The sequence below is a fragment of the Laceyella putida genome, assembly GCF_042665195.1.
In the GTDB taxonomy this organism is placed as follows: domain Bacteria; phylum Bacillota; class Bacilli; order Thermoactinomycetales; family Thermoactinomycetaceae; genus Laceyella; species Laceyella putida.
In genome coordinates this window covers 14,149-27,639 of the sequence record NZ_JBHTBW010000072.1, presented here as the reverse complement: position 1 = coordinate 27,639, position 13,491 = coordinate 14,149, and the positions used below count along the sequence as shown (strand labels likewise).

The window sequence follows — 13,491 nt, the reverse complement described above, 5'->3', positions numbered from 1 at the left end:
CGTTGCACCTGGTGCGGGGTGCAGGTGCAACTGCGGTCTTCCTCGTAGCCGAAAAAGCCGCAGGGACAAGCGTGCAGATAACAATATTGGAGTTACATTAACTCGAACGGAAAAGCTGAATGTCACCAGAAGCCATTATTATGATCCCACCAACACAACCACTGCCGCACGAGTGAGAAATGCCCGGATTTCACGCAACATGACCATAAGAACTGGCCAAAGCAGCCGGCTTGAGCGATGCGGCGATCAGTGACATTGAAAATAACAAATCAAAGCCGACGATCACCACTCTCCGACGAATCTCAAGAGTATTAGGTGAAACTATTTCATATCTAGGATGCTTTGAACTTTTGCCAGAAAATACACTTGGGCAAAAAATTAAAAAGGCCCGACTTTATCACGGGTTAACAAAAGAAGAGTTTGCAAAACTGCTATCTGTTGACACGAAATCATTAAGAAACTGGGAAAGGGATATCTGTAGGCCATTGAATAAACATTTACGGGTTCTACATAGATATATCCAGATACTAAAATCAGGTTACTGACAAATAAACACCCTCTGAAGATTTGGCACAGAGGGTGTTTACTTGGATAGTACTTAAATAATTGAATTGGTTCAACTGCACAAGCTCTATACCCTTCATCATCTACAAAATGCGCAACTCGGTCAGCCAGTCCTCAACCAATTCAGCAACAAACGTTTCCTGAAACAATTTTTCGTCCCACATGTGCCATCGTAATAGGCAACGATGTATCCCAAGGAATCTCCATTCTTTGCAAACGTTCCTTTTCCTCCTGTGACAAAGTGGGTCCATGCACCGACCAACATTTATATGTATCGGCACCTGGCCACCATGGAACGAAACCGGGCGCAAACCGGTTAGCTAAAGCCAGCGTCACTTGAAGGCTAGCCACATCAAAATCGCCAGAATAGCACAGACGTTGCGCTGGTTCCTCTTGTTCCAAAAAGAGTTCGATCAGCCGAAGGATAGCCACACTTGGCTTGCAAAGCAAGATAGGCAAGGCGGCATTCGTCCAACAATGGTGATGCGCTTCACCTCTCAAATCCCGAAAACTAAAGGTCTTGACTATTGTCATAGAATGGTTTACGTTTTTTATGAATAAAAAACAATTTTATTCATATGATCATAAAATGGAGTGAGGTTATGGGTAAAAAGTTTACAGAGCGTGAGAAAGAGCAGATTCGTCTTCAGTTACTGGAGATAGGAAAGAACATGTTTGGCATATTTGGATTAAAGAAAACCAGTATTGCGAGTCTGACGAAAGCAGTGGGAATTGCTCAAGGAACCTTTTATCTCTTCTTTTCATCTAAGGAAGAGCTGTATTTTGAAATATTAGGGATGGAAGAAGAACAGGTTCGGCAATCTTTGTTAACTGATTATTTGACTTCTCCCGCCTTCACGAAGGAAGAGTTTAAGCAATTTCTACAAAGGGCGATTGCGATAATTGATACTCATCCGATTTTTCGTCAAGTATATGAGGAAGGTGTACTGGAGCAATTACTCCGAAGATTGCCACCTGAAAAGTTGGAGCAGCATATGGCGAAGGATTCAAATGTATTTCTTCCACTGATTCAGCGTTGGCAGCAGGAAGGGAAGATGGTGAAGTTAGATCCTGAGTTGATTATTAGCGTGATTCGTTCTCTAATTCTTCTTACCTTGCAAAAGAAGATGATTGGAGAAGAGCTGTACCAACCTACGATTGAGTTATATATCGATTTCATCGCAGATGGATTAATGGAAAAAGGGGACTGAGCTTATGATTGAGGTTCAGAACTTATATTATCAATACCCCGGAAATCAAGAAAATACAATTAAGGGTATCGATTTCTACATTCAAAAGGGAGAAATATTTGGCTTTTTGGGACCTTCTGGTGCAGGGAAAAGCACGCTTCAAAAAATATTAATTGGACTTCTGAAAGATTATAAAGGTAGTGTGCAAGTGATGGGACAGGAGTTAGATCAGGTTGATTCCGCTTATCAAGAAAAGATAGGTGTTGCCTTTGAGTTTCCTAACTTTTACAGCCGATTTACAGCAATGGAGAATTTATCACTTTTTCGCTCGCTTTATTCAGTAGAGATGGAAGATCCATTCAAGCTGTTGGAGATGGTAGGTCTTGAGAAAGATGGAAATAGGAGAGTAGCTGATTTTTCCAAGGGAATGAAGATGAGACTTAATTTATGTCGGGCACTTTTGAACAAACCGGAGCTTCTTTTTTTGGATGAGCCTACATCCGGGCTTGATCCAACTAATGCGAAGATGGTTAAAGACCTCATTTTGGAGAAGAAAGCTGAGGGTCGAACCATTCTCATCACAACCCACAATATGAATGTAGCGGAGGAAATTTGTGATCGGGTTGCTTTTATTGTCGATGGAAAAATTGCTCTGATCGACTCTCCTAGAGAACTAAAGATTAGAAAAGGAGAAAAAAGCGTTCGCGTTGAGTACAAGGAGAATAGCACTATACAGTCAGCCGATTTTGAACTAGAGGGAATCGGTACCAATCATTCTTTCCTACGCGTGCTTCAGGAAAAAGAGATCGAAACGATGCATACCTTGGAAACCACCTTGGAGCAGATTTTTATCGAAGTAACAGGTAGGGAATTATCATGAGCAGAATGATGGCAGCATTCCGACATGATGTAAGATTTCAAGTAAGACATAGATTTTATGCTGTATATCTCCTAGTGACTTTCCTATATGTGGTTTTTCTTCATTTCTTACCGATTGAGTGGAAAGTGAAAGCTACGGTAGTGATCATTCTTTCTGATCCAAGTGCATTAGGATATTTTTTTATCAGCGGGATTGTGCTATTGGAAAAAGAGCAAAGTATTTATGAGAATCTGTTTATCGCACCCCTTCGGGTACGCGAATATATAGGGGCTAAGGTCTTATCCCTCTCCCTTCTCTCTGTTGGTACCAGTACAGCTATTCATCTTTTTACCTTTGGCTTCGCTCAACTCTCAGTCTTATTTATTCTCGGTGTTTTCCTTACCTCTGCTTTTTTTACCTTGATTGGGTTGGGAATTGCTGTTCGCTGTCAAACATTGAATGATTTTTTTCTAGTTTCTCCTCTGTACACACTGGTATTTACCGTTCCCCTGCTCGGCTATGTGGGATGGATGGATACACCACTCTATTATCTATTGCCAACCCAAGCATCGCTTCTTCTGATCGAAGACCCGTTTCAACCACTAGAATTTATACCATCCATCGCATTGCTGGGATGGTTCATCGTCTGGGTAGTTATCGCATATCGATGGGCAGAGCGTTCATTTCAGCATTATATCATTAGACGAATAGGAGGAATCTCTTCATGAGACGATTTTTTCTCCTTGTCTTAGCAGATGTAAAAAATATCCGCCGCGACCCGATGCTCATCATGATTATAGTAGGTCCCATTCTATTGGCGTTAACTTTTCGTCTCCTCCCACCGGTCGTAGCGGAGTGGTTACAGATCTTTGTTTTCTTCGATTTAACAGTGTACTATGATCTAATGTTAGTGATGGTTCTCCAGATTATTTCTCTTATGGCAGGCTTGGTGTCAGGTTATATGATGCTGGGTGAACGTGATGAACAACTGATTCAGCTCTTTGCCATCACTCCTTTACGTAAATCAGGTTATTTAAAGGTTCGATTGATTGTACCAGTTTTATTAAGCCTTCTCTTCTCGGTATTTACCGCTTATTTTACAGAATTAGCAAAGATCGATATTCTGTTATTTCTCCCTAGTCTCTTGTTACTTTCCCTTGAAGCACCTATAATTGCGTTGTTTCTCGTCGCTTTCTCTGCAAATAAAGTGGAGGGATTAGCTTTATCGAAAATAGCTGGGCTTGTTATCATCGCACCCATAATCGCATATTGGGTCGAATGGCCATGGCAGATGATAGCTGGAATCCTTCCAACATACTGGATGGCAAAAGTATTTTTTGCAGATTGTCACAGCATGGATATGCTTATTTATTTTCTGATTGGCTTTTTGATTCATGGAGTATTGCTATGGTATTTGTTTCGTGCGTTTGAGCGAAGGGTGGATTAGGTACAAGGGAAGTTACAAGAACGAATCATTGGATGGATCCAAGATGGAGGGTGAAACAAAACTGTTCACCTTGCAATAAGGCTGGATGAGTGCATCGTCAATCCCCTGTTTTTTGAGCCACGTTAACAGAAAGCGGCTCAACTTATTCCATTATTTAGGCAAATTGCGTTCAGTCATTCAGTTGCTGGTTCTAGGCCACTTACCATTTAAATACTAAGACGGCTCTGAAAGGAGCCTGCCCTCCCCGATAAATTGGAACGCCAAATACCTTTAATTGAGTGCCAAAATCTCCCCATCCATACGGTATATTTCTATTTGTTCTTCATTACTGACTGGAATATTGGATTGAATAAATACTACATCATAACCGGTAATTTCAGAAAGGATTGCTTTCATAGAGGAGTGATATTCATCTTGTTTAATCTGGTGTAGTATACGGTCTATTCTTCTTCCACGAATTGTAGAACGAGAATGCTTTTCTTCACTTACCGAAGTGACTCTGTAAATGATGATGATCATGTTTCTATTTATAAATGCTTCAATATCAGTACATCTGGTTTCAAGTAGTCGAGTTTGGCAATCGCTAAAAGCTTTGCAAATCATTTTTTGGTATGTAAACAAATTTTTGATTTTCATCTCTCTATTCTCCTTATTCGTTTTTTTCAATGCCTTTCGATGTCTTCCATTTCAACTGGCTGTTCAAATGGACCTTACAATTTCTAATTGGTTAAAGCCCAATAACGAAGTAAGAGCGAAGTCCCTACCGTTCTTATTTTTTTACCATTATGATCATTAATATCGTTTATGACGAGAAACGGAAAAAGGAACGCCAAAGCTTATAAAAGTTCTCCAGAAATCATCCATCAGTTGGATCCCTACACTTCTGTGAGTTTGGGTAATAAAAGGCATAAGGAGCCTGTCGGTGACAGGCTCCTCCTAAAAAACGCTTCAATATAACATTCTGTTATTATTATGCACTTTATCATAAGGAATATACAGGATGTTAACGCCATTATTAACCTGCTGTTGATCCTTCTTGTGTTGAAGGCGATTGCTCACAAACTGTAACCTGTACACAACTTCCCAACAACTTCCAAAAAATGCCATTCTCATAACAATTTTTATCAACACTTTACCTTTTGCATTAAAAAACATATAATATTAATGGTCAATAACTGAATACATATTATTGGGAGGAGACTGCCACTTAGCAGTCTCCTTTTGCATTTTTCTTTATCTCGGTGAAGAGATAAAGTTTGTTGCTGAAAAGTTTTTCGCATTTCAAGTTATTTTCCTATAACCACATTTTTTGTGGATATAAATAAAAATGTCAATTAAATTCAGGAGGCTACTTATGGAACAACAAGCAATTTGGGCAATCGGTATTTTCCTCATTATTTATGCGTTGATCATTTCTGAGAAAATTCATCGCACCATTGTCGCCATGATTGGCGGAGGACTCATGGTGACGCTAGGCATTGTCAACCAGGAGACCGCCATTCACCATATTGATTTCAATACGCTGGGCCTTCTTGTCGGCATGATGATAATTGTGAACATCACTGCGGACACGGGATTGTTTAAGTATATTTCCGTGGTGGCAGCCAAACAAGCGAAAGGCAATCCGGTTCGCATCCTGATATCTCTGTCATTGATCACAGCGGTTGGATCGGCGTTTTTGGACAATGTCACAACCGTTCTTCTCATGGTTCCTATCACCTTCAGCATTACACGCCAACTTCAGGTCTCCCCGATTCCGTTTTTAATCACGCAGATCATCGCTTCCAACGTGGGGGGCACGGCGACGCTGATTGGCGATCCGCCCAACATCATGATTGGGAGCGCGGTGAAAGAGCTGACCTTTATGTCTTTTATTGTCAATTTGGCTCCGATCGCAATCTTGATTATGGCGGTATATGTGCCGCTGTTCCTTCTGCTGTTTCGCAAGCAGATTCAAACGACTGCCGAACTGAAAAACAGCGTGATGAAAATGGATGAAAAAGAAGTGATCACCGACCACAAACTGCTCCGCAAATGCTTAACCGTGTTGGGACTGACCATTCTTGGATTTTTCTTGCATCAGTTGCTCCATCTTGAGTCTGCAACGGTAGCTTTGGCGGGTGCCTTTCTTTTGCTCCTGTTGACCGGGGAGCATACGATGGAAGAAGCGTTTGCCAAGGTGGAGTGGATGACGATCTTTTTCTTCATCGGTTTGTTTGTCCTCGTCTCCGGCCTGATCGAAACGGGGGTGATCGCCCAATTGGCGGAACAAGCGATGGAACTAACTGAAGGCAATATCGTCATCACTTCCATGTTGATATTGTGGCTCAGTGCGATCGCGTCTGCTTTCCTTGACAATATTCCATTTGTCGCAACGATGATCCCCATGATACAAGAGATGGGGCAGATGGGAATCAGCAATTTGGAACCATTGTGGTGGAGTCTTGCGCTGGGAGCCTGTTTGGGAGGAAACGGGTCGTTGATCGGGGCGAGCGCCAATCTGATTGTAGCTGGGATGTCAGGCAAAGAAGGGCATCCAATCACGTTTGTCCAGTATTTGAAATATGGATTTCCTCTGATGTTGCTATCCGTGGTTATGGCCAGTGTGTATGTGTATTTGCGATATTTGATATAACAAAGGAGAGCGTAACTCATGCTGTTCTACCAATATGATAAAGACATGATAAAGATACAAGAAACAGTCAATGGCAATGATGTGGAGTTCAACATTCAATTCATCAATGGAACCCCCGATACAATTGATGCCATGAAACAGGTGCAGAAGATGTTTGAGGAGAATGACGTGCACACGGATGTGCTGTTTTACACCCATGTTGACCACGAATTCCGAGTCATCGTGCGCCGGGATTATTACGTCGATTTTGTGCTGGCGTTGATGAAGTTTCGACTATTGAAAAGGGTGGAATGGACGGCTTAGGTATCGGCAACCACAAAGAGCGAGAACAGTCCCATTGTGTGTTCTCGCTTAATTCAAGCTTGTTTGTTATGCCTACTTTTTTGAGACAGATGGTATTTAATCACAAAGACAACGACTCTCACTTAATTAACAAGGCTTAGCTTGATGGCGATAGGGTTACCGTATCATTTCGAGAAAATCGTATGTTTAGACATATTTTAGACACAAATTACCGACTCCTTGTACGTTAAGGAGTCGGTAATTTTATTTTTCCTGAAAATCTGATGGCGAGACTACAAAAGTCACAGCATTTCTATATACCCTTCCGTTCCGTTCACCCGGATCCGCTGTCCGTCTTTGATCAGCTTTGTGGCGTTTTCCACACCTACAACCGCCGGAAGACCGTATTCGCGCGCAATGACGGATCCATGGGTCATAAGCCCTCCTACTTCCGTCACCAAGCCTTTGACGGATACAAACAGCGGCGTCCAGCTGGGATCAGTGAATGTAGTTACCAGGATATCGCCATCCTTTATGTTGGCGTCCTCCATCTTTAAAACGACACGTGCGCGGCCCTCGATAATGCCGGATGAAACGGGTATGCCCACCAAGGCACCTTGGGGAATATTGTCGGTGTTGTATTCGCCGAATATAACCTCGCCCTCGGACGTCATCAGCCGCGGCGGTGTCAACTTCTCATAGACCCCGTACTCCTCTTTTCTCTCGGTTATGATACTGTAATCCAGCCGGTTTGTGCGAACAACCTCCCGGAGTTCCTCAAAGGATAGATAATAGATGTCCTCCTTCTCCTGGATAACGCCCTTTTGCACCAGTACAGCGGCCTCCTTCAGCAGGGCCTGCTTATAAATGTAGTAACGTCTAATGAAGGCGTACTTGGGATATTCCCGATAGCCGATAAAATTGCGCAAAACACTGATCATCTTCTTTGTCTTTTTTGCCTTTTGTTTGCCACCGGGCAATAGCTCCAAGCGTCTTAAAAGATCCCGCTCCTTCTGCTCTGCTTCCAGCCTTCCCTGCTCAAATTTGATGCTGCGCGCATTGGGTTCAAAATTCTTGATATTGCTGAGGATCATGGGGATGAGTGCGGTCGGCTGTTCGCTCCAACGAGTCCGGGTGATGTCGATCTCCCCGGAACAACGCATGCCGTATTTTTCAAGATAAGCCCGCATGGAGTCGATGACATCATGACCGCCTTCCAGTTTGGCTAGGTCCTCAAAAAAGGTCTCATCATTGGCATGATGAAAATATTCAATCACCGCAGGATATTGCCGGACCACGTCTGATACATCCAAGAGCGCAAGACCCATTTCAGATGTAACGTTGTTGGATACCGATTGGGAAAGCGTGTCGGCCGCGTTCTTTTCACCCAACCATTTTTCCATTTTTTTATTGATCCAGTTCGCTGCAAGCATCCCAACCATGATCGCTCCCAAGCTTACTGAATCATACATGAGTTCTTTTAATTTCTTATGGTCTTGTAAAATAAATTCAAACAGCTCATCTCCAGATACGTTTACAATCCTTTGCTGCAGATCTCTTATAGACGCATCGTTGAGGGAGATGAGCTTTTGTATGATCACTGCGTCGTTTTTCAGGTAGATCTTTATCGCCTGAATAGGAAGTGCCCAGGATAGTCCCTCTCTGCCAAAGCCGAAAACTCTCTTGCCGCGCGGCAATGATTTCATAAAATCCTTCCGCTTCATTAAACTGGAGATGACGTTCTGCATCAGAGGGTCGTTCTTGCCCATAGTGCTGAGTAGGATCTTTCGGCCAATGGGCGAGGCCAGGTCGTGCGTTAGATCGACAACAGCCTTCCACCGGCTTTATGCATTGGGACATCATCAGATAAAAACCTCAAGAAGGACAACCCCAATGGTTTGATGGCTTCTGTCATCATTTGCTGATGGCCGAATGACATAAACACATGGGTTTTCCCATCGTTCACATCTGGTGTTGGATATAAGGTAGTGATAGGCCGACTCTGCACGATATAGAACGCATCTTCAAAAAGGCACCATTCGATGTCCTGCGGGCAGGCAAAATAGGCCTCGATCTTTCTACCCATGTGCTCCAGCTGCAAAATCTGCTCATCCGTCAGCGTCTGCCTATTCTGACGATCGGGCTCGACCTCCCGTTCCTCCGTACCGCCTTCTTTTAATGCATAAATGGCTAATTTCTTGGTAGAGATTGTCTTCTCAATAATTCTTCCCTCTCGCACCTTATAGTTATCTGCATTCACCAAGCCGGAGACAAGCGCTTCGCCAAGCCCAAAGCTTACATCGATTGACAGCACCTTCCGGTTGGAGGTGACGGGATCGGCCGTAAACAAAATCCCTGAAGCCTGTGGGAAAATCATCCGCTGGATCACGACAGATAAATAGACCTTGCGGTGGTCGAATCCATTTTGTATGCGGTAGATCACCGCCCGGTCTGTAAACAGTGAAGCCCAGCACTTGCTGATATGTTGCAGGATCTCCTCTTTTCCCATGATGTTCAAATACGTATCCTGCTGGCCCGCAAAGGAAGCAAGTGATAAATCCTCGGCCGTGGCACTGGAACGTACGGCATAAGCCTGCCTCTCGCCAAGCTCTGAGAGATAACGAATGATCTCTTCTTCGATGTCCGGGTCGATTTCCACTTCTTCGACAACCCTGCGAATCTTTCTGCTGATTTTACTGATTTCTTCCCTGTCTTCCACTCTTAGCAGTGCGAGTTGATCCAGTAATGCGTTAAACTCTCTGTTACGTCCGATGGTTCTTTTATAAGCCTCGGTGGTGACACAAAAACCCTCTGGTACCCGTATTTCCTCAATCCTTGATAGTTCCCCCAAGTTTAAACCCTTTCCCCCGACTGCCATGAGCTTTGTTTTGTCGATCTCCTGAAAACCAAGCACATATGAAGTCATACATATATCCCCTCTATAATAAATTCAAGCTTCTCTTATTTCTTTGGAGATAGTTATCCCAGGTTTTTACCTTAAACACTTGCGATTCCTTCCTTAATGATTTTGAGGATATCGCTAGCCTTTTTAAGCATATTCTCGTCCGATCCGGTCCGGTAATATTCCTTCACTAACTGCATGGCAAGTGTATAAATCATATCAACGACCAGGTCGGTATCTATTTCTGACTTGATGAGACCGCGCTGCAATCAAGGCATACGCAACCAACGCCCCACTCGGTCCCACCGTATGGATCGAACTTCCGCTGACAAAACAACCCCGTACCGATACTCCCGCTAATGGATATCATCGTTAAATGGCGCAGGGAAAAATTCCGTTGCAATCCCGCTCCCTGTATGTTCCTACCGTCTTTAAACAGGATAGGCATTGATCTCACTGGTATCTCTTTCATGCATTTCTCCCTTTTTACATCTTAAATAGTGAATCATCCTGTAAAAAGGCATAAAAAACCACCGGGGTTACCCAGTGTTCCGAAAAATCACCATTGGTTCACCCTCCCAAAACGCTTACGAGGTTAGCTGTCGGGTTCGGGCCTCAAGAGTAGCCCTTCCTAGATGGATTCACCCCAAGTGGCTTGACGCCACAATGTTGGTTCCCCCGCTCCATGACGGATTCAGCGAATAGACCATGATTTACTTTTAAACATATCTTACTCCTACACAAGCATATTTTTAAGCTATTTTTCTCAAAAGAACATTTTATTTTTGAGATTAATTCGTTATTAAGGCAAGAAAATAACTAGCCTATCAAGCCAATGAAAATAAGAGATTGGATAAGAAACAACTCGATTTAAGCGCTTACATTTTCTTTGACTTACCAAAATCGACCTTAATTAGGTTAAATCAAAGATTTACATTTGTTTTCCAAAGGAGTAAGATAACTTCAACTTCATACGAAATGCAATCCCAATGATCGCTGAATCCTGGTCATGGAACGGGGGAACCAATCGTGGAGGCGAATGATTTCTTCCACATGGGGTGAATCTCATGCAAGGTTCGTAGACACCGGCATGAGTAGGGTGACTCTCAACACCCGAATCCGACAGCTAACCTCGTAAGCGTGATGAGGGGGGGGTTATTTTTGTTGCGCAAAAACCAACAGGATAACCACCTGTTGGTTTTTTAATGCTTAAAAACCGCTTGGTTCAACCATCATTTGGGGATGCGTATGGGCAAATCGTGAGGGGGATGAAGAGAGAGCTTGTTAACCTATTTCGAACACACCAAAAAAGGATGACAGGGAAATCAGCAAAGCATGTCAGGGTTTCGCTGCACTCAGACGACTTACTCATCATCGAACTAAACGGAATCTTGACAACATTGGAACAAAATGTGCTTCAATTCGACCTAAAAGGGACCCATGTAAGGGAAATCCGCCGCAAGCTGTTTGAACAGGGTCAAGAAAGGCTGGAATGCGAACTGGAACAGATCCTGCATACCCGGATTCAATTATTGGCTTTTGACTTTCATCCTTTTGATGAAAAAATACGCCTCGTTTATATCCTTGATGAAGCAACAGAATAAGCCTTTTCATATTCTGTTGCTTCTATATTCCTTTTAAATTCGGTCTGGCAAATTGGTAAAAATGCCCTTTGTTGCACATTCTAATTAAAAAAGGAGAGATCACCATGCTTGATATCGCAATGGTTGTTTTGTTAATCGCCTCGTTTGCGCTCTTTTATGGCTTTGCGCACTGGTGCAACTGGATGGAAGGAGGGGGTGAACAATAGTGGCTTGGTTGATCGGTGCGGTGACGTTGGCCGTCTTTGTGTATTTGGTATATGCCTTAATCAATCCAGAAAAATTCTAATAAAAACCAGGAGGCTTTAGTCAATGGGAAACGCCATTCTCCAGTTTTTGATCGTTCTTCTCTTGTTATTCATGATTGCGATCCCGCTCGGGAAATATTTGTTTCTCGCTTTTTCTAGAGAGAAAACCAAGTTGGACCGCTTCTTTTCACCAGTTGAAAATTTCATCTACCGCGTAGGCGGGATAAAAAATGTGGATGAAACGGGTTGGCAAAAGTATGCCCTCACCTTGCTTTTTGCCAACGCGACCTTGCTTGGCATCTCCTATCTTGTATTGCGGTTGCAAACGTTCTTGCCTCTCAATCCAGGCAAAATTGACAATATGGAACCCACGTTATCTTTTAACACCGTCGTCAGCTTTATGACCAACACCAACTTGCAACATTACAGCGGCGAGTCCGGCTTATCGATCTTATCCCAAATGATCTTCATCACCATGATGATGTTTACCTCTGCCGCTACGGGTTTGGCGGTGGCCATGGCCATCATTCGCGCACTAGCTACCAAGGGAAAAACCATTGGTAACTTTTACCGGGATTATGTCAGGGCCAATGTTCGGGTATTGCTCCCACTGGCCATCATCGTCACCTTGTTGCTCGTCGCCTTGGGCGTACCGCAAACATTGGACTCCAGCACAACGGTGACGACATTGGAAGGGAAAACGCAAACACTCGCCTTGGGACCCGTTGCCTCGCTGGAATCGATTAAGCACTTGGGTACCAATGGCGGTGGGTTCTTCGGGGTAAACTCAGCTCATCCCTTTGAAAATCCCAATGCGCTCTCCACCGTTTTGGAGATCTTATCCATGTGGTGCATCCCGGCCGCCCTCCCCTTCGCTTATGGACGGATGGTGAAAAACCGCAAGCAGGGTTGGGTGCTTTTTGGAACCATACTGGCCATATTTCTTGTATTGCTCGCAGTGGTTTATTGCGCGGAACAGGCTGGAAACCCCGCACTGAATAAGCTAGGATTCTCCACAGCACAAGGAAGCATGGAAGGGAAAGAAGTGCGCTTCGGCATTCCGCTGTCCAGCTTATTTACTACTGTAACCACAGCGGCCACCACCGGGACAGTCAACAACATGCACGATACGCTCACCCCGATTGGCGGGTTGGTTCCCTTGTCGCTGATGATGCTGAACAACGTGTTTGGCGGTGAAGGGGTTGGCTTTGTCAACATGTTGATGTATGCAATCTTAGCCGTCTTCCTTGCAGGCTTGATGGTCGGACGGACACCTGAATTCTTGGGCCGCAAAATCGAACCCCGTGAAATGAAATTGATCGTGATCGCTTTGTTGGTCCATCCGCTCATTATCTTGGTTCCATCGGCGATTGCTTTCATGACTCCCTTGGGGACGGACGCGATCAGCAATCCCGGCTTCCATGGCATCTCACAAGTGATTTACGAGTTCACTTCCTCCGCGGCCAACAACGGCTCCGGGTTTGAAGGGTTGGGGGACAACACGCCATTCTGGAACATCTCAACCGGACTGGTCATGTTATTGGGTCGGTATATTTCCATCATCGCTCTGCTGGCTGTCGCCGGTTCGCTCACGCAAAAACAACCGGTGCCCGAGACGATCGGGACATTCCGCACGGACAACACCACGTTTGGGGCGATTTTGCTTGGCACGGTACTCATCATCGGGGCACTCACTTTCTTCCCTGTGCTCGTCTTGGGACCGATCGCTGAATTCCTATCCATTCGTTAGAAAGGAAGAGAAT

General features: G+C 44.1%; 12 protein-coding genes, 1 pseudogene and 2 riboswitches. Of the genes and pseudogenes, 10 read left to right on the top strand and 3 right to left on the bottom strand.

Translation table 11 applies throughout. The features are described 5' to 3' along the window. Positions 1 to 212 precede the first annotated feature (212 nt). The gene (locus ACFQNG_RS18525; protein ID WP_379867398.1) at positions 213 to 545 is read left to right on the top strand and encodes a helix-turn-helix domain-containing protein; all 333 of its coding nucleotides are present in this window, start codon (positions 213 to 215) and stop codon (positions 543 to 545) included. A gap of 142 nt (positions 546 to 687) precedes the next feature. On the opposite strand, the gene ACFQNG_RS18520 is transcribed toward ACFQNG_RS18525, so the two are convergent. Then, positions 688 to 1,098, bottom strand: coding sequence for a DUF2399 domain-containing protein (locus tag ACFQNG_RS18520; RefSeq protein WP_379867395.1), 411 nt, complete (start codon positions 1,096 to 1,098; stop codon positions 688 to 690). Between the two features lie 68 nt (positions 1,099 to 1,166). On the opposite strand from ACFQNG_RS18520, the gene ACFQNG_RS18515 reads away from it, so the two are divergent. From ACFQNG_RS18515 to ACFQNG_RS18500, 4 genes are read left to right on the top strand one after another with little or no spacing between them, the layout of a single operon-like run. After that, entirely contained in the window at positions 1,167 to 1,775 is a 609-nt protein-coding gene (locus ACFQNG_RS18515; RefSeq protein WP_379867394.1) for a TetR/AcrR family transcriptional regulator, read from the top strand. 4 nt (positions 1,776 to 1,779) lie between these two features. Next, positions 1,780 to 2,634: an ABC transporter ATP-binding protein gene (locus tag ACFQNG_RS18510; protein ID WP_379867393.1), complete on the top strand. Its 855-nt coding sequence runs from the start codon at positions 1,780 to 1,782 to the stop codon at positions 2,632 to 2,634. Beyond that, positions 2,631 to 3,341, top strand: coding sequence for a fluoroquinolone export ABC transporter permease subunit (locus ACFQNG_RS18505; RefSeq protein WP_379867391.1), 711 nt, complete (start codon positions 2,631 to 2,633; stop codon positions 3,339 to 3,341). The genes ACFQNG_RS18510 and ACFQNG_RS18505 overlap by 4 nt, the downstream gene beginning before the upstream one ends. Next, complete coding sequence (locus tag ACFQNG_RS18500) at positions 3,338 to 4,060, top strand: hypothetical protein (RefSeq protein ID WP_379867390.1); 723 nt, start codon at positions 3,338 to 3,340, stop codon at positions 4,058 to 4,060. The genes ACFQNG_RS18505 and ACFQNG_RS18500 overlap by 4 nt, the downstream gene beginning before the upstream one ends. 270 nt (positions 4,061 to 4,330) lie before the next feature. On the opposite strand, the gene ACFQNG_RS18495 is transcribed toward ACFQNG_RS18500, so the two are convergent. Beyond that, positions 4,331 to 4,696 carry a Na-translocating system protein MpsC family protein gene (locus ACFQNG_RS18495; RefSeq protein ID WP_379867389.1) on the bottom strand — a complete coding sequence of 122 codons (366 nt, stop codon included), beginning with the start codon at positions 4,694 to 4,696 and terminating at the stop codon, positions 4,331 to 4,333. A 718-nt stretch (positions 4,697 to 5,414) separates the two neighbouring features. On the opposite strand from ACFQNG_RS18495, the gene ACFQNG_RS18490 reads away from it, so the two are divergent. Further along, on the top strand, positions 5,415 to 6,695 hold the full coding sequence (locus ACFQNG_RS18490; protein WP_379867387.1) for an ArsB/NhaD family transporter: 1,281 nt from the start codon (positions 5,415 to 5,417) through the stop codon (positions 6,693 to 6,695). 18 nt (positions 6,696 to 6,713) lie between these two features. Further along, the gene (locus tag ACFQNG_RS18485; protein ID WP_379867386.1) at positions 6,714 to 6,998 is read left to right on the top strand and encodes a hypothetical protein; all 285 of its coding nucleotides are present in this window, start codon (positions 6,714 to 6,716) and stop codon (positions 6,996 to 6,998) included. A gap of 281 nt (positions 6,999 to 7,279) precedes the next feature. Here ACFQNG_RS18485 and ppsA read toward each other — a convergent pair. Then, positions 7,280 to 9,903 (bottom strand): annotated as a pseudogene (gene ppsA, locus ACFQNG_RS18480) (phosphoenolpyruvate synthase). Positions 9,904 to 10,448: 545 nt separating this feature from the next. Next, positions 10,449 to 10,589, bottom strand: a riboswitch (cyclic di-AMP (ydaO/yuaA leader). A 274-nt stretch (positions 10,590 to 10,863) separates the two neighbouring features. Then, positions 10,864 to 11,036: riboswitch (cyclic di-AMP (ydaO/yuaA leader) on the top strand. Positions 11,037 to 11,147: 111 nt separating this feature from the next. On the opposite strand from ppsA, the gene ACFQNG_RS18475 reads away from it, so the two are divergent. The 3 genes from ACFQNG_RS18475 (at position 11,148) to kdpA (ending at position 13,478) form a co-directional block, all read left to right on the top strand. Then, positions 11,148 to 11,483, top strand: coding sequence for a Na-translocating system protein MpsC family protein (locus ACFQNG_RS18475; protein ID WP_379867384.1), 336 nt, complete (start codon positions 11,148 to 11,150; stop codon positions 11,481 to 11,483). Between the two features lie 205 nt (positions 11,484 to 11,688). Further along, positions 11,689 to 11,769, top strand: a complete 81-nt coding sequence (gene kdpF / locus ACFQNG_RS18470) for a K(+)-transporting ATPase subunit F (RefSeq protein WP_379867397.1) — start codon at positions 11,689 to 11,691, stop codon at positions 11,767 to 11,769. Between the two features lie 23 nt (positions 11,770 to 11,792). Next, positions 11,793 to 13,478 carry a potassium-transporting ATPase subunit KdpA gene (gene kdpA / locus ACFQNG_RS18465; RefSeq protein ID WP_379867382.1) on the top strand — a complete coding sequence of 562 codons (1,686 nt, stop codon included), beginning with the start codon at positions 11,793 to 11,795 and terminating at the stop codon, positions 13,476 to 13,478. The last annotated feature ends 13 nt before the right edge of the window (positions 13,479 to 13,491 follow it).

What these genes read in the sequence shown, in the direction of transcription:
- ACFQNG_RS18520 (WP_379867395.1), bottom strand. Translation starts at nt 1,098, where the DNA reads ATGACAATAGTCAAGACCTTTAGTTTTCGGGATTTGAGAGGTGAAGCG.
- ACFQNG_RS18515 (WP_379867394.1), top strand. Translation starts at nt 1,167, where the DNA reads ATGGGTAAAAAGTTTACAGAGCGTGAGAAAGAGCAGATTCGTCTTCAG.
- ACFQNG_RS18510 (WP_379867393.1), top strand. Translation starts at nt 1,780, where the DNA reads ATGATTGAGGTTCAGAACTTATATTATCAATACCCCGGAAATCAAGAA.
- ACFQNG_RS18505 (WP_379867391.1), top strand. Translation starts at nt 2,631, where the DNA reads ATGAGCAGAATGATGGCAGCATTCCGACATGATGTAAGATTTCAAGTA.
- ACFQNG_RS18500 (WP_379867390.1), top strand. Translation starts at nt 3,338, where the DNA reads ATGAGACGATTTTTTCTCCTTGTCTTAGCAGATGTAAAAAATATCCGC.
- ACFQNG_RS18495 (WP_379867389.1), bottom strand. Translation starts at nt 4,696, where the DNA reads ATGAAAATCAAAAATTTGTTTACATACCAAAAAATGATTTGCAAAGCT.
- ACFQNG_RS18490 (WP_379867387.1), top strand. Translation starts at nt 5,415, where the DNA reads ATGGAACAACAAGCAATTTGGGCAATCGGTATTTTCCTCATTATTTAT.
- ACFQNG_RS18485 (WP_379867386.1), top strand. Translation starts at nt 6,714, where the DNA reads ATGCTGTTCTACCAATATGATAAAGACATGATAAAGATACAAGAAACA.
- ACFQNG_RS18475 (WP_379867384.1), top strand. Translation starts at nt 11,148, where the DNA reads ATGAAGAGAGAGCTTGTTAACCTATTTCGAACACACCAAAAAAGGATG.
- kdpA (WP_379867382.1), top strand. Translation starts at nt 11,793, where the DNA reads ATGGGAAACGCCATTCTCCAGTTTTTGATCGTTCTTCTCTTGTTATTC.